The following is a 21,620-nucleotide window of genomic DNA, read 5'->3' as shown; positions in this document are numbered from 1 at the left end:
AAAGAACGCCACTCATGTCCCGTCGCAGGTCAGCCACCCCCAACCCGCCCAACCGCAAACAACTCCCCCGGTTCGGTGCCTCGATCACGGCTTGCGTGCTTCTGATCAGCCTTTTCTCCAAGCCAATCTTTGCCGACGAATCGAACATTGATTTGCTGGCAAATTCCCGCATCGCGGTTGTCGGTGACAGCATCACGCAAGCCGGACACTACGTCTCGTTTTTGTCGTATCAGTTGCAGACGCAGTCCCCCAACCAAACCTTCGACGTCTATCCCCTGGGATTGTCCAGTGAAACCGTTTCCGGCCTGAGCGAACAAGGGCACGCCGGAGGCAAATTCCCGCGTCCTTGTCTCTTCGAGCGATTCGACCGTTTGCTGACGAAGGTCCAACCAGATGTCCTGATCGCTTGCTACGGAATGAACGATGGGATCTACCAACCGCTGGAAGAAAGCCGTTTCGCAGCGTTCCAAAACGGAATCCGGAACATGATCGATCAAGCCCAGCAGGCAGGCGTGAAGAAGATCTATTTGGTCACACCACCGATCTACGACGACGAGCCTGCCGGCGACTCTTTCCACTACGACACCGTGCTCAACGCCTACGCACGTTGGGAAACGGAATTGGAAATCCCCGGTGTCAAAGTCATCGACTTGCACACCGCAATGCGTGAAGCCAGGAAAGAACGCGACCAACCGTTCTCAAAAGACAAAGTGCACCCGAACGAGGAGGGCCATTGGCTGATGGCACAAACCATCGCTTCGGGATTGGGTGTCAGCGAGACAACCAAGACGCTGGCGGAAGTGAAAGCGGATCCCGTGTTCGCGTCGATCGATGCGATCCGCAACCTACGCTGGAAAGCCTGGATGAACCACATCGGCTACACGCGAGAAAAGACCTACCCGCCACAACCGCTCGGTGACACCGAAGCACTGGCTGCGAAGCAGCAAGACATGCTTCTCAAGCTTCTCCAGCAGTGAGAGCATGCAAACCAGTCGCAGAGCGACGGAAGCCGTCAGCCTTGGGTTTCAACCCAAGGTCACCAACGCCCCCCAACACGCCCTCAGTCGCAGAGCGACGACAGCCGGCCCCGAATCGAAAACACCTGTCGCCGCTTCGCGGCTTGTGCGGTTCGGTGTTGCCGCTCGAAACCTCGGGTTGAAACCCGAGGCTATCCACTGCCACCGCTCCGCGGTTGAGCTCTCGAACCATCCCGACAAAGTCGCGGAGCGACGACAGCCGGCCCCGAATCGATAACACCTGTCGCCGCTTCGCGGCTTGTCCGGTTCGGTGTTGCCGCTCGAAACCTCGGGTTGAAACCCGAGGCTATCCACTGCCACCGCTCCGCGGTTGAGCTCTCGAACCATCCCGATAAAGTCGCGGAGCGACGGAAGCCATCAGCCTTGGGTTTCAACCCAAGGTCACCAACGCCCCCCAACACGCCCCCAGTCGCCGAGCGACGACAGCCGGCCCCGAATCGAAAACACCTGACGCCGCTTCGCGGCTTGTCCGGTTCGGTGTTGCCGCTCGAAACCTCGGGTTGAAACCCGAGGCTATCCACTGCCACCGCTCCGCGGTTGAGCTCTCGAACCATCCCGACAAAGTCGCGGAGCGACGGAAGCCGTCAGCCTTGGGTTTCAACCCAAGGTCACCAACGCCCCCCAACACGCCCCCAGTCGCGGAGCGACGACAGGCGGCCCCGAATCGCAAACACCTGTCGCCGCTTCGCGGCTTGTCCGGTTCGGTGTTGCCGCTCGAAACCTCGGGTTGAAACCCGAGGGTATCCACTGTCACCGCTCCGCGGTTGAGCTCTCGAACCATCCCGACAAAGTCGCGGAGCGACGGAAACCGTCAGCCTTGGGTTTCAACCCAAGGTCACCAACGCCCCCAACACGCCCCCAGTCGCAGAGCGACGACAGCCGGCCCCGAATCGCAAACACCTGTCGCCGCTCCGCGGCTTGTCCGGTTCGGTGTTGCCGCTCGAAACCTCGGGTTGAAACCCGAGGCGATCCACTGTCACCGCTCCGCGGTTGAGCTCTCGAACCATCCCGACAAAGTCGCGGAGCGACGGAAGCGGTCAGCCTTGGGTTTCAACCCAAGGTCACCAACGCCCCCCAACACGCCCCCAGTCGCAGAGCGACGACAGCCGGCCCCGAATCGAAAACACCTGTCGCCGCTTCGCGGCTTGTCTGGTTCGGTGTTGCCGCTCGAAACCTCGGGTTGAAACCCGAGGCGATCCACTGTCACCGCTCCGCGGTTGAGCTCTCGAACCATCCCGACAGAGTCGCGGAGCGACGGAAGCCGTCAGCCTTGGGTTTCAACCCAAGGTCACCAACGCCCCCAACACGCCCCAGTCGCAGAGCGACGACAGCCGGCCCCGAATCGCAAACACCTGCCGCCGCTTCGCGGCTTGTGCGGTTCGGTGTTGCCGCTCGAAATCTCGGGTTGAAACCCGAGGCGATCCACTGTCACCGCTCCCCGGTTGAGCAGACGTCGACAAAAACCCCGCGTGGCCCCGCATTCAAAATCGGTGTCGCACCCAGCGTCACCTGGCGTTCCCAATCGCTGTGAATGTGCCCGCAGACAGCGAAACGAGGCTTTTTCGCCAGGATCGCATCGCGAATGCTCTGGCTGCCACGGACACGTCCCGCAGTGTCGTGGTCAACGGTGTCCAGCGCGGGCGAGTGCGTGATCAAGATCGCTCCTTCGGGACATCCCGCCAGCATCTCGGTGGCTTGCTCTTCATCGAAGTCGTAGCTCCAGTCACCAAACGGAGTCACGGGAATCCCGCCGCCAACGCCCCACACCGGGACGGCACCACCATGCAGCTCGATCTCACATCCTTCCCCGTGCAAAACCATCGCGGACTTCCAATTCACGGTCGCCGCCCGCAACTCTTCGACCGTCTCCCCGTTGCCGGGAACGAGCACCGTGGGCCGCGTGATCGCTTGCAGAAGATGCAGCGTGTCAGCCAGACCTTCGTGACGGTTGGCAAAGTCGCCGGCACCAAGAACCAAGTCCGCTTGATCGGCAAGTTCCACCAATCGCTTGGCGGCCTCTTGGTCCCGATGCAGGTCACTGAAGCAAAGAATTCGGATGGTCATATCGCGTTGGCCATGTCGGTCAATTGGATGGTTGCACGAGACTGTTCTTTTTCGAGGTAAGCACGCCCGAACTTCACGTTGACGTGATCCCAGGGGAGTTTGTCCATCATCTCGTACTTCTGATGGACCTGTTGATCAATATCAATGCCAGCGTCCTGGATCGATTGCCACCAACGTTCTGCATCGAGGTGTTCCGTCCAACCGTCCATGCGAGCCCCGCGTTCCCAAGCGAGCCGAATCGCCTTTCCGGTCCGCCGGTCGCCGCGGCTGATCACGCCTTCCAGCAAACTCGTTTCAATGTCGTGGCACTTGATGTTCACGCTGCGAATTTTGCGACGCTTCCAAAGGTAACTGTGCGCCCACTGGAAATATTCGCGAGACTGCATCCCGTTCCATTGATATGGCGTGTGCGATTTGGGGACGAAGTTCGAAACGCTGGCCGTGACTCGGGCGTACCGACCGTTGACTTCTTTGCCGACCGTTGAAATCGTTTCTGCCAAGTCCACGATGCCGTCCAAATCCACCGGACGTTCGCCCGGCAGACCGCACATGAAATACAACTTCACGCTTTCGAAACCGTTTTGGAATGCCGCCCGGCACCCCTCGATCAAATCGCTGTTCTTGATCTTCTTGCGGATCTGTTGCCGCATGTCATCGCGAGCCACCTCGGGGGCCAACGTCAATGATTTCCGCCGCGTGCTTCCCAGCAATTCCGGCAGCGTTCGCAATTGGTCGTTGACTCGCAAACTCGGCACACTGATGTTCACATCCAGCGGCACGAAGACTTCATGCAACCGCTTCACCAGCTCCGCGAAGTGCGGGTAGTCACTGCTGGAAAGCGACAGAATGCTGATCTCGTTGAAGCCCGTGCTGCGATAGCTTTTCAGGGCCGCGTCAACAATCGTGTCAACCTCGCGAATTCGCAGAGGACGTTTGATGACCGTGCTCTGACAGAATCGGCACAGGTGTGGGCAACCGCGCATGATCTCGATCGCGATTCGGTCGTGCACGCAGTTGACGTACGGAACAATGGGCTCGGTCGGCAACGGCATGCCATCCAAGTCACTGATCACGCTGGGTGCGATTGTTTCTGGCACATCGTCACGAGTTCGAACGATCGATCCGATTCGGTTGTTGTCGGAATACTGAGGCTCGTAGAACCGAGGCACATAAGCATACGGCAATTGCTGTGCGACGCGTGCCAAGGCTTCTTCACGTTGCTTCAGGCCCTCTTCGCCGGTCGCATAGGTTCCATCAGGCAAGCGGACCTCTTCGCGAAGACTCAGCCACAAATCGCAGATTTCAGGCAGCGCCGGTTCACCGTCGCCGGTCACCATCACATCGAAGACGTCGGCCATCGGTTCCGGGTTTTGGACACATGGTCCGCCCGCGACCAACAAAGGATCCGCCATCGTCCGGTCGACCGCATCCAGCGGCAGGCCGCCCAGATCGACCATCGTCAACACGTTGGGCGAACTGATTTCGTACTGCAGCGACAACCCGATCACATCAAATTCGCTGAGCGGCGTGAACGTTTCCAGCGTGTAAAGCGGCAAGTTGTGTTCACGCAGCTTGGCTTCCATGTCCGGCCAAGGCATGAAGACTCGCTCAGCACACCAATCGTCCCGCCGATTGATCATCGAATACAGGACTTGCAACCCGTGGTGGCTCATCCCGATCGTGTACGCATCGGGGAACCCAACGGCGATTTTCCCGCGTAGTTTGCGATGGTCTTTGACGACGATGTTGCGTTCCCCGCCGACGTACTGAGCCGGCGTTTGCACGTGCGGCAAAACGCGTGATTCGAGTTTTCGTCGGAGTTCGTGATGAATCATAAAAAACTGGCACCAAAGACGGATCGAGTGGTCAAGCGACGACCAGATGTCCATTAAAGCGAATCTGGCCGCCCGAGTCATCCTCAGCCTCATTGGGGAATCGGCTGGGGTGCGATAAAACGGAGGATCAGAACGCTGAGCGGCGAGAACGCAGTCCACACCAAACAGAGAATCAAGACATGAGCGAATACGAAAGCGTCGGGAAGGTTTCCGATTTTGAAGACAACGTGGGCAAAGCGGTCCCTGTCGACGGCCGAATGGTCGCGGTTTTCCGCAAGGGCGACGAATGGTACGCGATTGACGATCTTTGCCCCCACATGGGTGCGTCGCTGGCCGAAGGTCACGTCGAGGAAAACACGGTGACTTGCCCTTGGCACGCCTGGCGATTCTGCATCAAAGACGGCACCTGGGAAGACAACCCGCGAACCAAGGTCGATTGCTTTGACATCAAAATTGAGAACGACGAGGTTTGGGTGCGAGAAAAGCCTGACGCGGAATAGAACCGCGTTTCCGCCGCATTCGACACTGCGTTCCCCGCTCGCCACCCACCGCGAATCCCCAATTCAAACCGAATGACGCAAACAATCTTTCTGGGATGGAACCAACCGCTGCTGGTCTCGAGCTTGCAGTGGCTGAAAGAAACCAACGGGCCGAAGCCCCCAACCAAAGGCGACTGGGATTTGTCGCACTTGGATTTGGTGTTCCCGTCCCGCCGCGCGATCGATCGCATGAGGGAACTCCTGCTCGCGGAAGCCAACGCGGCGGAACAAACTCTGCGTCCCCCTCGAATGCTGACGGTGGGCGACCTGCCATCGCGGTTGTACGAATCGGACGCCGCGGCACTGGACTTCGAACAAACGCTGGCCTGGGCCCGCGTCCTCGCCGCAGCGAACCAAGATGACTTGAGCGTGCTGATTTCCAGCCCGCCGGCTCCTGATGCCGCCGACGCTTGGTTGGAACTGGGCGGCACGATGCGGCGGCTGCACAATTCCATCGCCGCCGAAGGTTTGACCTACGCCGATGTGCTGGAGATGTGCGACTCGACCGGTGAGCGTCGTCGTTGGCAATTTTTTGTCGACTTGATGAAGGCCTACTTGGCGGAGTTGGCAGCCGCGGGGAAAGCCGATCCCAACGAAGCTCAACTCGATGCGATCCGTCAGAACGCGTGCCGCGCGACTCGGCCCATGGTGCTGATCGGAACCACCGACATTTCCAAACTCTTGGTTTCGATGCTCGGCCAAGTCGAATCGTCCAAGCAGTCCGCCGCGATCACAGCTTTGGTTGCGGCTCCAGCAAGTCACTCAAACCGGTTCGACTCGTTTGGAAACTTGAACGCCAGTCGCTGGCAATCGCACTGTTTGCCCTTGCAAGACGGCCAACTGATTCCCGCCGGAGAAATCTCGGATCAAACCGCCGCGGTGATGGAAACGCTCGCTGAGTTTGGCCAGAAGTACCGCGTCGATCAAATCACGATTGGCGTCACCGACGAATCGCAAGTCGAACCGATCGAGAACCGCTGCGATTTGCTGGGCGTCGCCACGCATCGACACTTGGGCCACCGCGTCGGACAAACCGCGGTTGGTCGCTTGATGCACCTGGTCGTCACGTACCTGCAACGACGCACCTGGCGATCGTTAGCGGCGCTCGTCCGTCACGCCGACGTGACTCGGTACGTCAGCGCGCGGTGCCCCGACCATCCCGACTCAGAAAAATGGTTGCGAGAGCTGGATCAGCTTCTCTCGTCCACGTTTCCCCGGTCGGTCGATGAACCGCTGCCCGAAAAAGTCCAACAGTCCCAAACCGCCAATCAAATTCGCGAGGTGCTGGATCAGTGGTTGTCGCCATTGATCGAAGACTCGGCGCAACAACCGATTCGACAATGGAGCGAAGTGCTGCAGGCGATCTTGATCGAACTGTATGGAGAAGTCGCTCAATCGCTGTTGCCCGCGGACAACGCCCCTGGAGACGAAGAAGCTGAAAGGAAGGACGAAACGTCGCTCTCGCGAACCGAACAAGCCATCCGGGCTGTCTTCCGGTTGCTGGACCGGTTCACCGACCTCAGCCCCTCGCTCGACGAACCGGTGGATGGTGCCGTCGCGATCGAGATGCTGTCCTCTCGGATGAGCGAAGTGCGTTGGGTCGAGGATCCCTCGCCCACCGAAATTGAATTGCTGGGTTGGTTGGACCTTGCTCTCGATGATTCGCCGGCTCTCGTTGTTTGTGGATTGAATCATCCGTTCGTTCCCGAAGCTCAATCGGGCGACCCGTTCTTGCCGCAGTCACTGCGATCGACTCTGCACCAATCCGCCAACGATCGTCGCTACGCTCGTGACGTGCATGCGATGCAGCAATTGCTGACCTCTCGCGAAACGGTCCGCTTCCTGGTCGGTTCCCATTCCGCCGACGGGTCCCCCACACCGCCATCACGTTTGCTCGCCGCAGCAACACCGGAAGAAGCGGCCAAGCGGGTTTGTGATTTGCTGACGATTCCGCGTCCCAAGGTCGAGATTCAACCGATCCAGCCACCGCCTGTGGTCAGCGTCGATTCGAAGGCCTTCTTCGCGCCTCCTCCGCCGGAACCTGGCCGAACGATTCAGACGCTCAGCGTCACCGCGTTTTCGGCCTACCTCGCCTGCCCTTACCGGTTTTACCTACGGCATGTTTTGAGGCTCCGTCCACTGGATGATTCCCCCTTGGAATTGGCCGCCAATCAATTTGGTGACCTGGTCCACGGCGCGCTCGAAGAGTTCGGCGACAGCGACTACAAAAACGAAACCGATCCGAAACGCATCGAAGAAGCCTTGATTGAAGAGCTGCATCGATACGCGGCCAAACACTTTGGCGACAACACATCCACGACGGTGAAGCTGCAAGTTCGCCAAGCCCAACGGCGTTTGAAAACCGTCGCCCTTCGACAAGCCGAACGAGCAGCCGCCGGGTGGCTCATTCACGCGGTGGAAGATGCCGTCGATGAGAAAGAGATCCATCCCATCACCGGCAAACCGAAGAAACCAACCGGCATCGTTCTGGACGGAGAATTCACGGGACTTCGCGGACGCTTTGACCGCATCGATTTTCATCCCGAAACGGGACGCTGGGCAATCTTGGACTACAAGACACATGGTCACAAACCGGAAAAGAAACACTTGAAGAAGTTGCCCGATGGCTCCACTCAGTGGGTGGACTTGCAGTTGCCGCTGTACCGTCGGTTCATTCCCGACCTTGGGATCGATGCGGACCCGGTGGACGTTGAACTGGGATACTTCAACGTTGCCGAAAAGGACACCGAAACGCAAATCAATCTGGCCGAGTTCACTGCGGCACAATTTGCCGCGGCGGACGAACTGATTCACCACTGCGTTCGCGAAATCCGTGCGTGCCACTTCGAGCCGAATCCCAACGGCGTCGAATTCGACGACTACGAAATGCTGATGAACGAAAGCGTGTTCATTCCCATGGACGACGAGACGGAGGCCTTCGAATGAGCAACCCATCCGAACACCCCTTGTTTGACGACAACCCGTTCTTCGACGAGGAAGCCCAGCCTTCGGAAGCCGAGATGCTTCACGAAGACAATCAACTTCCCGAGGACGACTCGCTTCCCGACGAACTGGACTTTGTTGTCGAGTCACCGACCACGCTGCGAGAAGCCTTTGAGCCGACGCTGGTGCGGGCTTCCGCCGGCACGGGCAAGACCTATCAACTGACCGCTCGGTTGCTGAAGATTCTGCTGACCGGTGCGCCCCCGGAAACGATCCTTGCGACCACGTTCACTCGCAAAGCCGCGGGCGAGATTCTCGAACGAGTCTTGATCACGCTTGGCAAAGCCGCGATCGACCCGAGTGAGAAAGCGATCGCAGAACTGCGACAACAAGTCGGCATCGAAGGCTTGCCGCGTCACGTCTGTGGACAACTCTTCCATCGCTTGCTGCGCAACATTCACCGGCTTCGCATTTGCACACTGGACAGTTTGTTCTCGCAACTCGCGCGGGCACTGCCGTTCGAATTGGACCTGCCGCCGGGTTGGCGTTTGACAGACGAGGTCGAGGAAATCTGGTTGCGACAGGTCGCGATCGGAAACTTGATCGAGTCCCTGCAGCCCGCCGAAACGGAAACGCTGATCTCGATGCTCAGCCGCGGGGATGTCAAACGCAACATCGCTCGTGAACTGATCGATGTGGTCGAGAACACGTACAACTTGGCCCGCCAAGCCGACGTGGAACGCTGGGACCAATTGAAAGTTCCCGAACTGCCTGAGTCAGCCGACATCACCCGGTCAGCGGGCATGCTCCGGTCCGCCGAAGTGCCACAAAAGTCGTTGGTCAAAGCACTCGAATCCGCCGCCGACAGCCTCGAAATTCGCGAATTCGGACCGCTTGTCGAAGCCACGCTGACAAAGAACATCGCGAAAGCGCGGTTGCATGGCGAAGAAGTCAAATTTGGACGCAGCAAGTTCCCGCCGGGTTTGGATCCTGAGTTCGACTTGATCTACGAAGTCGCCCGGCACGAGTCCCTGTCCTTGCTGCGGGCTCAGAACCAAGCCACCGGCACGCTGGTCGACCACTACGACACGTTGATTCAATTGGTCAAGCAAGCCCAACGGGCACTGGCGTTTGATGACATCGCAGTCCGCTTGGCCGGCGTGTTCACGCAGCTTGACAATCACACCCTGCAAGACCGACTCGACGCCTCGATCGATCACCTGCTGCTGGACGAATTCCAGGACACCTCCCCAGTGCAGTGGCAGGTCCTGCGTTTGCTGGCGGAGTCGGTCACCGGTCAGTCGACCGATGCCGCCTCCAATGTCCTCGATCCCAAACGCTCCAAGTCATTCTTCTGCGTCGGCGACACCAAACAAGCCATCTACGGTTGGCGTGGTGGCGTGGCGGAGATCTTCGATGCGGTCGACAAGCAAATTCCCGGGATCATTTCCAAGCAACAAGACGAGAGCTATCGCAGCAGCAGCGTGGTGCTCGACGCGGTCACCGACGCGTTCCAGCATTTGCCTCGCCACCCCATGGCCGAGCGAACCGATCCGCCCAACCCCGCTGACAAGGCTCACTACGAAGCCAAGGCACTCAAGCGATTCGCCAAGCGATTCCCTCCCCACACAGCGGCGAAGAAACTGCCCGGTTTCGTTCAATTTCGAACCGCGGAACTGAACCTGAAACCGCCAGCGGACTCCGGGGAAAAGACAAAGAGCAAGCCCTCTGCCGCAGACATTCAAAAAGGCTTGCTGGACGACGTTGCAAAACAAATTGCCGAATTGCACCACCAGTCGCCGCACCTGACGATTGGCGTGCTGACTCGCACGAACAGCACCGTCGGTGGGTTGATCAATCGATTGGAACACCTCGATGTCGACGTCAGTGCCGAGGGCGGCAACCCCTTGGTCGATTCCGTCGCGGTGCGTTGGATCCTGTCGGCGTTGATGATGTGCGAACATCCCGGCGACGGTCGCTGGCGATTGCACATCGCCAACAGCCCGCTCAAGTTTGTTTTGCCGCTTTCGGACAGCGACAGCAAAGGCGAAGCCGCCGATCAGCTTCGCGCGAGAATCGAGGACCAGGGTCTCGCCAAAACGATTCTGTTCCTGGCGAAAGCGTTGATGCCTCACTGCGACATTCGTGAGAACGTGCGTTTGGAGCAATTGATCGAACTGGCGACGTTGTACCAACACACCGCCGACAGTCGCCTGCGTGATTTCGTCGAACTGGTTCATGAAAAACGAGTCCAGCGTCCGCGTGCCGCGGTCGTGCGGGTGATGACCGTCCACCAATCCAAAGGGTTGGAATTCGACGCCGTCTTTTTGCCCGAAATCCACAAAGCGTTGCTCGGCCAATCACCGCAATGCTTGGCCGACATCCCAGAGATTGGCCAACCCGCACGCGGGCTCAGTCGTTCGGTTGGCGAAGCCCAGTGGCACTTCCTCCCCAAACGTTGGCAAGCCGTGTTTGGCGGTTCCGTTGCCGCTCGATTGACCGAAGCGATGTGCTTGTTGTACGTGGCCATGACGCGGGCGCGGCAAGGTTTGTACTTGGTGATTCCGCCCGCCGGCAAAAAGGACTTCAACAACAAAACCGCCGCATCGTTGCTGTATCACGCTTGGAAGTGCGAAGCCGATCCAACCGCCGAAGGCGAGGTGTTGTTCGAGAGCGGCGACGCGACTTGGTTCGGCGATTCAGACGACCAATCGGTGGATGAGACCAAAAGCGAACAGGAAGACGTGCCGATTCGACGATTGTCGTTCGTATGATCGAAGACAATCGCGTCCTCGGAACATGAAATTCAGAGGTCCCGAATGGGGGCGTTGCATCAGGCAATCAACGTCGGCCCCATCCGGGGCGATGTTCATGGTGGCCGGCAACGGTCTCGGGGTTCACACCCCGAGCTACCAACGCGGACTCCTCCGGAGTCATGCACAAATCCGCCCCGGATGGGGCCGTCATCGTTAGCTCGGGGTGGAAGCCCCGAGAAACGTGAACACAAACCCAACATCCAACGCCCCGGACGGGGCCGGCGTGGTTAGCTCGGGGTGGAAGCCCCGAGGAACGTGAACACAAACGCAACATCCAAACGCCCCGGACGGGGCCGGCGTGTCGTTGCGAATTCCAAACCGAAACGAATCGCGGGCAACCGACGACGGCCCCATCCGGGGCGATGTTCATGTTGGACGGCAACGGTCTCGGGGTTCACACCCCGAGCTACCAACGCGGACTCCTCCGGAGTCATGCACGATCTCGCCCCGGACGGGGCCGTCATCAAACTTGGGGCGTCCAGCTTGAGATATGGACTCATCCCGCCTCATGCACGAATCCGCCCCGGACGGGGCCGTCATCGTTAGCTCGGGGTGGAAGCCCCGAGGAACATGAACACAAACGCAACACACCAAACGCCCCGGAGGGGCCGTCGTGCCGTTGCGAGTTCCAAACCGACACGAATCGCAGGCAACCGACGACGGCCCCGTCCGGGGCGATGTTCGTGGTGGCCGGCAACGGTCTCGGGGTTCACACCCCGAGCTACCAACGCGGACTCCTCCGGAGTCATGCACGATCTCGCCCCGGACGGGGCCGTCATCGTTAGCTCGGGGTGGAAGCCCCGAGAAACGTGAACACAAACCCAACATCCAACGCCCCGGACGGGGCCGGCGTGTCGTTGCGAATTCCAAACCGACACGAATCGCAGGCAACCGACGACGGCCCCGTCCGGGGCGATGTTCGTGTTGGCCGGCAACGGTCTCGGGGTTCACACCCCGAGCTACCAACGCGGACTCCTCCGGAGTCATGCACGATCTCGCCCCGGATGGGGCCGTCGTCGTTAGCTCGGGGTGGAAGCCCCGAGGAACGTGAACACAAACCCAACATCCAACGCCCCGGACGGGGCCGGCGTATTTCAAACGCCTCGATCGTTGCAAAATCACTCGTGACATGACCGCTTGGAATTCCGCCATGCGGCAGGTCGCCGCATCGGATTCGTGGCGTTGGTGATTGCCTCGAAGCCAGGGCTTGTTTAGGATTTTGTTCGTGAGGAGCGAGCCAGATTTGGCACGCAGTCAGGCATTGAGCCCGTTTTGTTTTTCTTTCGACAGTTCCGATCTTCCCTGCTACGACGCGGCGTCTGTGTGACGCTGTTGTTGGTGCTTGGGTGTGGCATGATCGGACTGCCCCTCACCGCTCCTCGGCCCGAGAAAGTTGGCCGGTTCCCCTGCGAAGCCTGCCCTTGCGGCTGCTCCTCCGCCGATTACTGCTGGGACAAGTGCTGCTGCCACAGTGACTTCGAAAAACTGCAATGGGCAGCCGAAAACAACGTCACCCCGCCGGCGTTCCTGGTCGCTCGAGTTGACCTTTCACTCGGCGAGATCGCTGACGGAACTTCGCAAGAAACGCCGTCAACCTGCGCATCCGGCAGCTGCTGTGGCCCCGATTCACCTGGTCCGCCCCCCGGATTCGCGGCCAAGATGCGCCAGCGTTCCTTGACGTGCCACTCCGTGACTGGGCGATCCGCCGAGGCGTCCACTGGCTCGCTGGCAAAAACCGAAACAGCATCCTGCTGTGGCGATGCTTGCGGTGACGAACCGGCCTCCCCCTCGACCTCCGAACCCGTCCGCTGGGTTCGCCTGCAAGACGCCGCGAAATGTCATGGCATCGAGATGGTCTGGAGCCTGTTCTCCAGCGTCGTCGTTGATTTCCAAGCGTTCGAATGGAAGGTCTCTCCTCCGCCTTTGCTGTTTCGCTTGAGTCTTCAAGACGATCACGCGGACGCAATGAGCCTCTGCCCCGAGCCGCCGGTTCCTTAGCCAGCGTCCCTCGCTCGCTCGTGAATCCCGTAGGGATGTCCGCGCGCGATCTCTTCACGCATTGCAATCCGGTTTGTTGCTGCGCTCACGGCATCGTTGCTCATCGAGTGAAGGTGCGGACGCAGAAATCACCGCTGCCGCGTTGGTGGTTGAAGGCTCGCTCCTCACACCAGTGTGGTCTTCGTCGCTGACGCGGGAGCGTCCTCGCATTGCCGAGGATGGTTGACCCAACGTCGGATTGCACCGATTCGAATGGACTTTCGAACGCAACTCATTTGTCGAACGAGCTGAGCTTGAAAAGGGCTGGGTTCGCTTCCACGGAGAAGGTGCGCGCACTCAGCAGGCTGAACCTGCAGGCACCCACCGAACCATCCACCCAACAACGACTCAACCGCACAACAAACCATTTCAATTCCCATGAAACTCTCTCGACCCAATGCCCCGCAACGCGGCTTCACCTTGGTGGAACTGCTGGTGGTGATCGCGATCATCGGCGTCCTGGTGGGGCTGCTGCTTCCCGCGGTCCAAGCCGCTCGCGAGGCCGCCCGACGCATGCAGTGCAGCAACAACCTGAAACAGATCACGCTGGCGATGCACAACTACGAAAGCGCACACCGAAAGCTCCCGTCCAACTACACGACCGGCTCCGGAACATCCGGCAACTTTTCAGTCTTCGCCCAGATGGCTCCGTTTTACGAGCAAGGGAACATGCTCGACATGATTCACTTCGACCGCCCGTTGCATGTTGGTTGCTGCCCAGGCCAGCTCGTCACTCCCCATGACGACGCCGCGAAAACAGCGATGCCGATGTTGACCTGCCCCAGCGAAGATCATGATCGGACCTACTATGTCACCACGCTCTCAGGAAGCGGCCCGACTCAGGCTTACTCCGCCACCAACTACGGCATGAACTTTGGCACGGGAGTCGGAACGCTGTACGACTCTCGCACCACCACCGATGGCATCCTGTGGATCAACTCCAAAGTCGGTTTCGAATCGATCCTGGACGGATTGAGCAACACGGCGGCTTTCGCAGAACACTTGCTGGGCATGTCGGAACAAGATCCCGCCGAGCCCACCGAACCGCATCTGCGAAAGCGAGTGATGATGAATGTGACCTGTGCCTTCATCAGCCGTTCGATGCCTCCCACCACGCCAGGATTCGCAGGATTCTTTCTGCCAGAAAACCCGAACGAGATGGAAGCCTACGTTCGCGGCAGCGGACTGCACCGCGGCTGGGCTGGCCATCGCGGCGCGGGGTGGATCAACGGTCGAGAATACTGGACCGGCTACTCGCACTATCACCCACCCCAAAGCTTGATCCCCGACATGGGCAGTTGTGGCTGGGGCGTTTTTGGAACACGAAGCAACCATCCCGGCGGTGTCCATGTCGCTCGCTGTGACGGCAGCGTTGGCTTTGTCACCGAAAGCATTGACCTGGAGACATGGCGTGCCCTCGGCACCCGCAACGGCCACGAAGTCTTGGAGGCATTCTGAAATGAAAACGCAACCATTGCTCAACCCAAATTCGTCACTGAAAACCTTCTTCGCCATCGCAACGTTGGCAAGCTCTCTTTGCACGCCGTGGCAAGCGGCCTTCGGACAAGCCGTCTGGCCCGCGTTCCTTGGCCAGGGAAGCAGCGAAACATTCCAGGCCGAGAAGCTTCCACTGAACTGGTCCCCCGGTGAAAACGTTCGCTGGAAACAAGCCATCCTCGGCAAAGGTCAATCCAGCCCCGTGGTTTGGGGCGACACAGTCTACGTCACCAGCATCCAAGGTGAGATGAAAGAAACCTGCGTGGTGATGGCGATTGCACTGGCCGATGGTCAAGTCAAATGGACCCGCCAAATCGAGTCGGCCACACCAGTGCGATCCAACTACTTCCAAAGTCGATCGGCCCCCACTCCGGTCGTCGACGAGAAGCATGTGGTCGCCTTTTTCGAAACCGGCAACCTGGTCGGGATCGATCGCAACTCCGGCGAGCTTCTCTGGGAACGATCCTTGCCCGACGAAACCGGCGTCTTCCAGTCCGACATCGGGTTGGCAAGCTCGCTAGCACAACACGGATCCAACGCGTTTGTTTTGATCGATCACGAGGGAGACTCATACTTGATGGCGGTCAACAAAGGCAGCGGAGAAACCGCTTGGAAAACGGAACGCTTCAGTCGCAAAAGCTACGCTTCCCCCGCCATCCTCCAGATCGGCAGCAAAGCACAAATCGTTTGCAGCAGCGATGGTTCGGTCGACGGCTACTCCCCCGAAACGGGCGAGCAACTTTGGACGTTCGAGGACATCGGTGCCAACACCTCCAACACGCCGCCGGCTGTGCTCGAAAACATGGTGTTGGTGGGTGCGTCCAACGGAATGCAGGATGCTCGCGCGGTCGAAGCTCGCGAATCGAATCTTTGTTTGCGAATCGACGGCGACGGAAAACAGTTCCAACCCGAGGTCGCTTGGAAAACAACCAAGGCGACGACCACCTTCGCTTCGCCCATCGCGCACCAAGGACTCGCGTACTGGATCACCACCGCTGGGGTTCTGTATTGCTTTGACTTGGAATCAGGCGAACTGGTTTACCGCAAACGCGCCGGTGAACAGTGCTGGGTCACGCCGGTCGGAATCGGCGATCGCATCTACCTGTTCGGCAAAGGCGGTGAGACGACGGTCATTGCCGCGGGACCTGAATTCAACGTCCTCGCAGAAAATGAACTCTGGGACATCGATTCCATCCCCGCAACGAGTTCAGGCCAATTCGCTGGCCCTCGCTCAGGGAAGGGCGGCAGACCTGACTCGAGGAAAGGTGGTGGCTCCCGGCCAACCGAATCCGCCAACGCTCAACCATCCGTCACCAAGAATGCTGAAGGCGAACCAAAGCCGGAAGATTCCGCGGCCCGGAAACCGATGGACGACGACGCGATCGAGGCCGCACGCCAACGGGGCGAGAACCAATTCGCCGATCCGGTTCAGTACGGAGTCGCGTTCACTCAGGACGCCATCCTGATTCGCACCGGCAGCGAACTGCACTGCATCGCCAACAGCGAAGCCATCCCGGCGGACGAGGAGGTCTCGCCATGAGCGGATTCCGTGCGTGTGTTTTTTGGGTGCTGCTTCCGTTGGGCACTTCGCTACCAGCCCAAGCGGTCAACTGGGAAGCGGCACCGATTCACTACAGCGATTCGGAAGCAACTCGCAACTGCGTTGCGAAACTGCAGGCCGACTTGGAATCGGGTCGACGAGAACTCTCCGGCGAAGACGAATTGTCTCGCCTGCGATCATTGCTGGATCAGCTGAACGTTCCTGTCTCATCGCAAACGCTGGTGTTTTCAAAAACCAGTCTGCAGAAACCGCACATCACACCGGAGACACCTCGGGCGATCTATTTCAATGACGAGGTCTTCGTCGGTTATGTCCAAGGCGGCGAGATCGAAATCGCGGCGGCAGATCCCGATCTGGGGACCGTGTTTTACACCACGGAATTCGCCTTCGATCAGCCACCAACATTGCAACGGCAAGCCAATCGATGCTTGAGTTGCCACGGTGGTTCGCGAACCGGTGGCGTCCCGGGATTCCAAGTGCGTTCGGTGTACCCCAACACCAAAGGCGTTCCCGTCATCCGCGCCGGCAGCCACCTGACCAACCAACGCAGCCCACTCGCTGAACGCTGGGGCGGATGGTACGTCACCGGCACGCATGGTGACCAACATCACCTGGGCGGATTCATCCTCGCAGGAAAACGTCGACCAGAAATCATCGACAACGTGAGCGGCGAGAACCAAACGTCGCTGCCGGCAAACGTGGACGCGCAGCGATACCTGACCGGCACCAGTGACATCACCGCACTGATGGTGATGGAACACCAGATCGAAGCCTACAACCTGCTGACCCAAGCCAACTTTGTCGCCCAGCATGCCGAATGGCAGGCGGGCGAAGATCCGGTCAGCGACTCTCATCGCCAGCGAATCTCAAAAGCCACCCAACCGCTCGTCGCCTGCTTGTGCTTCGATGACGAATTCGCGATCCAGGCTCCCGTGCTTGGTGCCGGTGACTTCGCCAACGAATTTGAAACTCGTGGCGTGACTGACTCTCAAGGTCGATCGCTCCGCAAACTCAACCTGCAAACACGGCTCTTTGAATCACCGCTGAGCTATCTGGTCACAAGCCAAACGTTTGCCGAATTGCCTGAAACATTGCTCGACGAACTCGCCAGACAAATTTGGCATCGCTTCGCGAACGATCAAGCCTTCACGGCAACCCTTCGCGAGATCGGCCCCGCCTGGCTCACCGAGCGATACGAATCGCCCGAGAGGCTGCTCTCAACTTCCCCGACAAGTCATTGAAACCGTCCTTGTGACAACCCAACATCCTCTTTCCCCTTGCAACCGATTCATGAACACAACTTATCGAAACCTGACCTTCGCATTGGCTCTCCTTCTTCCCGCAGTGGCCTCCGCCCACGACACCTGGATCCAAACCAACTCACCGGTCGTTCGAACCGGTGAGGTCGTGCACGTCGACCTGCGACTTGGGAACCACGGCAACCAACATCGCGATTTCAAGCTGGCGGGTTTACTGACACTGGACTGGACTTCGCTGGATCAAATTCGACCGGATGGAACACGTTCTGATTTGAAGCCCAACCTCTTCACCTCCGCGTCGGCTGAAAAGCAAGGCTACTGGACGACGCCCGTCACGCTGACTCAACCCGGAGTCCACCAGTTCGTTCAAAAGCTCGATCGAATCATGAACCATGGCAAATCGATCCGCAGCATCCGAACCGCGAAAAGCTATGTGCTTGCCAGCGACTCATTGGACGCACCCAAGATCGGTGGTCATGCCCATGAGACGGCGGTCGGTTTGCCATTCGAAATGGTCCTCGACACGTGCCCACTCGGCGAGGTTTGCGTCGGGCGATCGATCACGGTCACGGTCTTGCATCACGGCAAGCCACTCCAAGACGCCATCGTCAGTTTCATCCCGGAAGGAGAAACGCTGCAGGGTGAGATGGATCCCAACTACGAGTTCAAGACCGATGCGTCCGGCAACGCCACGTTTGTTCCCCAGCAGGCGACACGCCACTTGATCGCCGCCCACCACACCGCGCTGGACGAGAAGACCGAGGAGTTCGAGTTCACCAGCTACGCGACGACCATCATGCTTTCAGTGCCCAACCAGCCAGTCGCGGCCCTGGATCGCTGAGCGTGCTCGGCAAGCTCACTCGAAGACCCGTTGCCTCTCGGGAAAAATGCCAACGTCGATGCTTCCAATCGACTCTCCAGGCACCAATCCCAGGACTACTAGGCGAAATCATCTTGCGTTAGACTGCTGCAACGCGAAACCAGCCCTCGCTGCGGCTCTCTGTCGAGTTCACCCTCGCAATCCTCGGATGATGCGAGGGTGACTTCGAGTCCACGAGGACTGGTAGTTCCTGCTCGTTCGAACCTTGTTTGCAATCGCCAATGCCCAAAGTCCTGATTCTCTACCATTCGAACACTCAAAATACGCAGCGGATGGCGGAACTGGTCGCCGAGGGTGCTCGGCAACTGGATGGAGCAGATGTCCGCCTCAGGAACATCGACGACGCCGACCACACGGACCTGGATTGGTGCGACGGCCTTGCGCTGGGCTCACCGACGAACTACGGCTCCATCAGCTGGCAAATGAAACGCTGGTGGGACGAGCAACCGATCGAAAACTGGGGCAAACGCGATGGTAAGATCGGCTGCGTGTTTACATCAGCCGGGGCCTGGGGAGGGGGGCAAGAATGGACCTGCATGGCACTGATGTCCATTCTGATCAACTATGGATTCCTGGTGTTCGGTTTGACCGACTACACCGGGATCAAGTTTTCGGCCCACTATGGCGCGATCTCCGCCGGCGGCCCCGATGAAGAGCGAGTCCAAGAAGCTTGTCGCCGTTTGGGCAGACGATTGTCCGAATGGACCGCCAGCATGATTGACGGTCAAAAAGAAGCTCACCCACTGAACCAGACCTACGAACGCTTCAAAGATTTGGGCAAATAGCTTTTTCAGTCCCAAACCTCTGACGATTCCAACTAACTTTTCCTTTTCACTTTCGACGTTCATTGTCGCAATTCCCCACGAGGTTTCAAATGTCAGCCCGTCAAAAACTCAATCGGCGTCACTTCCTACAAACCACCGGCGCTGCCACCGCGGCCGGCTACTTTGCAGGGACCAGCAGCCTGGGAAATGCACAAGAGTCCCCCAACGAACGCCCCGTGTTCGCGACCATCGGTCTTCGCAACCAGGGCTGGACGATCACCAACAAGTCGTTCAAGTACGCTGACTTCGCCGCGATGGCAGACGTCGACGCAAACGTCTTGGGCGAAAACATTGCCAAGGCCAAAGAACAACAAGGCACGGCTCCAGAAGGCTACGCCGACTATCGCAAGCTGCTCGAGCGAAAAGACATCGACGCGGTGATGATCGCAGCGCCCGACCACTGGCACACCAAGATCTCCGTCGAAGCCATGTTGGCCGGCAAAGATGTCTACTGCGAAAAGCCGCTGACCCTGACGATCGACGAAGGCAAGCTGATCGAAAAGATCGTCAAACAAACCGGACGCGTGTTCCAAGTTGGAACGATGCAGCGAACCGAAAACAACCAACGCTTCCTACAAGCGATCGCGATGATCCGCGATGGACGAATCGGCGAGATCCGCAAAGTCACTTGCGGAATCAACGGAGCCTCAGCTTCACCCGTGATCCCCGCCATTGACGTCCCCCAGGGCCTCGACTTCGACTTCTGGCTCGGCCCTGCTCCCAAGGTTCCTTACCGCGCCTTGCCAGAAATGAGAAAGGGATACGGCGGCGGCGTGCCGCTGTACACCAATTGCCATTACGCTTGGCGAAACTGGTACGAGTACTCCGGTGGCCAGATGAACGACTGGGGCGCTCACCACGTCGACATCGCCACTTGGGCGCTGGGTGCCGATCAATCCGGCCCAAACAAAATCACGCCGGTCAGCTTTTCGCTGCCAGTCGATTACAAAGATGGCTTCCCAACTGTCAGCGATCAGTACAACTCGCCGACCAAGTTTGAGATCCACGCCAACATGCCCGGCGACATCCCCATGGTCATCACCAGCGAAGGCGACAACGGGATCCTGTTCGAAGGAACCGAAGGTCGCTTCTTCGTCAACCGTGGCAAGATCGTTGGCAAGCCCGTCGAAGACTTGGAATCCAACCCGTTGCCGGAAGGTGCGATTGAAGAAGTCTACGGCGGTCCCGTCGCCGGCAACCACACGGACAACTTCGTGCAAGCGATGCGTTCACGCAAACTACCGATCTCGGATGTTTGGACGCACAACCGAATGCTCGAAACATGCCACTTGGCCAACATCTCCATCCGCTTGGGTCGCGAACTGAACTGGGACCCAACCAAACGCGAAATCGTTGGCGACGACGAAGCCAATTCGTTCCTCTCGCGTGAAAGCCGCAAAGGATACGAAATCGAGATGTAATCGATTGCCTGATGGCCCGATCAGTCGGGCGACGGAACCGATCCCAATGCCGGACCGCCCTCAAGCGGCCCGGCATTTTTTTTGGTGATTAAGCAGGTACGCAGGTGTCATCGGGTATGTGAGCCGTTGGCGTTAGCCCCGGTTTTCACGCGCAACCGGGGCTAACGCCCAAACGGCTCACATGGTTGTGCGCGATCATTCCAGCCGACCTGCTTAGCAGTCCAGCGTTCGCCCCGGTTGTGTGTTGAAACCGTGGCGAACGCCATTCGGCTGACATCGGCGTGCCAGCTTCGAAGCACTCATCGAACGCGTTATCGTCCTGCTGGCAAGGCATGGCTTTCGTTGAACACTCGAGCATCGTCGCTCAACGACACTTCGAACTCAAACTCGCCAGGCTCGAACGTGAGCGGCACGTGGCAGTCCTTCGCGACAATGCGATTGATCTTCCAATCCAGCCATCGCCACCAAGAAAGCGATCGCTCCCAGTCCCGAAGACAATTTCGCAACCCAATCGTCCGCGGGTGATCGGGCTCACCGGATTGATTGAGCGCATCCAGCGCTCCGCCCACCAATCCGTTCAAGAGCAGCGCAGTCGCAAAGTTTCGCTTGCAAACACTGGAAATCTCGGACCGTTCCAACACTCCATTGGAAGACAGAACGAACTGGCGAAACACCGACAAGGCTTCTTCCGTCCTCCCCAATCGCAACAAGCAAACGCCCAGCGTGTTCCGGATGGCGGGTGAACGTCCCGCCGAGTGCAACCGGCGGACGACGCCTTCATAGTCACGCCTGGACAAAAGATTGGACACGGACTTCAGCGCCGCCGGCAATTCTGGCGTCCGAATCGGCGTGGCTGACTGGGACTGGAAGGCGGGAATTGAAGAAACAGAATGGGATGTGCGCACAG

14 protein-coding genes are annotated in these 21,620 nt (G+C 58.9%); 11 read left to right on the top strand and 3 right to left on the bottom strand.

Annotated features, from left to right (window positions below):
• The first annotated feature begins 14 nt into the window (after nucleotides 1–14).
• A complete protein-coding gene (locus PSR62_RS13315) occupies nucleotides 15–977 on the top strand; it encodes an SGNH/GDSL hydrolase family protein (RefSeq protein WP_274403497.1) in 963 nt (320 codons plus the stop codon).
• Between the two features lie 1,488 nt (nucleotides 978–2,465).
• Here PSR62_RS13315 and PSR62_RS13310 read toward each other — a convergent pair.
• Both PSR62_RS13310 and PSR62_RS13305 read right to left on the bottom strand, forming a co-directional pair.
• Nucleotides 2,466–3,101: a metallophosphoesterase family protein gene (locus PSR62_RS13310; protein WP_274403496.1), complete on the bottom strand. Its 636-nt coding sequence runs from the start codon at nucleotides 3,099–3,101 to the stop codon at nucleotides 2,466–2,468.
• Entirely contained in the window at nucleotides 3,098–4,936 is a 1,839-nt protein-coding gene (locus tag PSR62_RS13305; protein WP_274403495.1) for a TIGR03960 family B12-binding radical SAM protein, read from the bottom strand. Before PSR62_RS13305 ends, PSR62_RS13310 begins: the two co-directional genes overlap by 4 nt.
• Before the next feature lie 179 nt (nucleotides 4,937–5,115).
• Here PSR62_RS13305 and nirD point away from each other — a divergent pair, with 179 nt between their 5' ends.
• The 10 genes from nirD to PSR62_RS13255 all read left to right on the top strand — a co-directional run bounded on the left by nirD (nucleotide 5,116) and on the right by PSR62_RS13255 (nucleotide 20,713).
• The gene (gene nirD / locus PSR62_RS13300) at nucleotides 5,116–5,436 is read left to right on the top strand and encodes a nitrite reductase small subunit NirD (protein WP_047812951.1); all 321 of its coding nucleotides are present in this window, start codon (nucleotides 5,116–5,118) and stop codon (nucleotides 5,434–5,436) included.
• A gap of 72 nt (nucleotides 5,437–5,508) precedes the next feature.
• Nucleotides 5,509–8,421 (top strand): PD-(D/E)XK nuclease family protein, encoded by a 2,913-nt coding sequence (locus PSR62_RS13295; RefSeq protein WP_274403494.1) that lies wholly within the window; start codon nucleotides 5,509–5,511, stop codon nucleotides 8,419–8,421.
• The gene (locus tag PSR62_RS13290; RefSeq protein WP_274403493.1) at nucleotides 8,418–11,192 is read left to right on the top strand and encodes a UvrD-helicase domain-containing protein; all 2,775 of its coding nucleotides are present in this window, start codon (nucleotides 8,418–8,420) and stop codon (nucleotides 11,190–11,192) included. The genes PSR62_RS13295 and PSR62_RS13290 overlap by 4 nt, the downstream gene beginning before the upstream one ends.
• 1,395 nt (nucleotides 11,193–12,587) lie before the next feature.
• Nucleotides 12,588–13,232, top strand: a complete 645-nt coding sequence (locus PSR62_RS13285; RefSeq protein ID WP_274403492.1) for a hypothetical protein — start codon at nucleotides 12,588–12,590, stop codon at nucleotides 13,230–13,232.
• A gap of 417 nt (nucleotides 13,233–13,649) precedes the next feature.
• On the top strand, nucleotides 13,650–14,729 hold the full coding sequence (locus PSR62_RS13280) for a DUF1559 family PulG-like putative transporter (protein WP_274403491.1): 1,080 nt from the start codon (nucleotides 13,650–13,652) through the stop codon (nucleotides 14,727–14,729).
• A 1-nt stretch (nucleotide 14,730) separates the two neighbouring features.
• A complete protein-coding gene (locus PSR62_RS13275) occupies nucleotides 14,731–16,308 on the top strand; it encodes a PQQ-binding-like beta-propeller repeat protein (protein WP_274403490.1) in 1,578 nt (525 codons plus the stop codon).
• The gene (locus PSR62_RS13270; protein ID WP_274403489.1) at nucleotides 16,305–17,570 is read left to right on the top strand and encodes a hypothetical protein; all 1,266 of its coding nucleotides are present in this window, start codon (nucleotides 16,305–16,307) and stop codon (nucleotides 17,568–17,570) included. Before PSR62_RS13275 ends, PSR62_RS13270 begins: the two co-directional genes overlap by 4 nt.
• A 49-nt stretch (nucleotides 17,571–17,619) precedes the next feature.
• Complete coding sequence (locus tag PSR62_RS13265) at nucleotides 17,620–18,429, top strand: DUF4198 domain-containing protein (protein ID WP_274403488.1); 810 nt, start codon at nucleotides 17,620–17,622, stop codon at nucleotides 18,427–18,429.
• A gap of 260 nt (nucleotides 18,430–18,689) precedes the next feature.
• The gene (locus PSR62_RS13260) at nucleotides 18,690–19,253 is read left to right on the top strand and encodes a flavodoxin family protein (protein ID WP_274403487.1); all 564 of its coding nucleotides are present in this window, start codon (nucleotides 18,690–18,692) and stop codon (nucleotides 19,251–19,253) included.
• An 89-nt stretch (nucleotides 19,254–19,342) separates the two neighbouring features.
• Nucleotides 19,343–20,713, top strand: coding sequence for a Gfo/Idh/MocA family oxidoreductase (locus tag PSR62_RS13255; RefSeq protein ID WP_274403486.1), 1,371 nt, complete (start codon nucleotides 19,343–19,345; stop codon nucleotides 20,711–20,713).
• A 311-nt stretch (nucleotides 20,714–21,024) separates the two neighbouring features.
• On the opposite strand, the gene PSR62_RS13250 is transcribed toward PSR62_RS13255, so the two are convergent.
• The gene (locus PSR62_RS13250) at nucleotides 21,025–21,522 is read right to left on the bottom strand and encodes a tetratricopeptide repeat protein (protein ID WP_274403485.1); all 498 of its coding nucleotides are present in this window, start codon (nucleotides 21,520–21,522) and stop codon (nucleotides 21,025–21,027) included.
• Between the last annotated feature and the right edge of the window lie 98 nt (nucleotides 21,523–21,620).

Source organism: Rhodopirellula sp. P2, from assembly GCF_028768465.1.
Lineage (GTDB): Bacteria > Planctomycetota > Planctomycetia > Pirellulales > Pirellulaceae > Rhodopirellula.
This window is presented reverse-complemented; position numbering and strand designations above follow the sequence as displayed.

Bases quoted from the DNA above. Each gene is read 5' to 3' on its own strand.
- PSR62_RS13315 (WP_274403497.1), top strand. From the start codon at position 15: ATGTCCCGTCGCAGGTCAGCCACCCCCAACCCGCCCAACCGCAAACAA.
- PSR62_RS13310 (WP_274403496.1), bottom strand. From the start codon at position 3,101: ATGACCATCCGAATTCTTTGCTTCAGTGACCTGCATCGGGACCAAGAG.
- PSR62_RS13305 (WP_274403495.1), bottom strand. From the start codon at position 4,936: ATGATTCATCACGAACTCCGACGAAAACTCGAATCACGCGTTTTGCCG.
- nirD (WP_047812951.1), top strand. From the start codon at position 5,116: ATGAGCGAATACGAAAGCGTCGGGAAGGTTTCCGATTTTGAAGACAAC.
- PSR62_RS13295 (WP_274403494.1), top strand. From the start codon at position 5,509: ATGACGCAAACAATCTTTCTGGGATGGAACCAACCGCTGCTGGTCTCG.
- PSR62_RS13290 (WP_274403493.1), top strand. From the start codon at position 8,418: ATGAGCAACCCATCCGAACACCCCTTGTTTGACGACAACCCGTTCTTC.
- PSR62_RS13285 (WP_274403492.1), top strand. From the start codon at position 12,588: ATGATCGGACTGCCCCTCACCGCTCCTCGGCCCGAGAAAGTTGGCCGG.
- PSR62_RS13280 (WP_274403491.1), top strand. From the start codon at position 13,650: ATGAAACTCTCTCGACCCAATGCCCCGCAACGCGGCTTCACCTTGGTG.
- PSR62_RS13275 (WP_274403490.1), top strand. From the start codon at position 14,731: ATGAAAACGCAACCATTGCTCAACCCAAATTCGTCACTGAAAACCTTC.
- PSR62_RS13270 (WP_274403489.1), top strand. From the start codon at position 16,305: ATGAGCGGATTCCGTGCGTGTGTTTTTTGGGTGCTGCTTCCGTTGGGC.
- PSR62_RS13265 (WP_274403488.1), top strand. From the start codon at position 17,620: ATGAACACAACTTATCGAAACCTGACCTTCGCATTGGCTCTCCTTCTT.
- PSR62_RS13260 (WP_274403487.1), top strand. From the start codon at position 18,690: ATGCCCAAAGTCCTGATTCTCTACCATTCGAACACTCAAAATACGCAG.
- PSR62_RS13255 (WP_274403486.1), top strand. From the start codon at position 19,343: ATGTCAGCCCGTCAAAAACTCAATCGGCGTCACTTCCTACAAACCACC.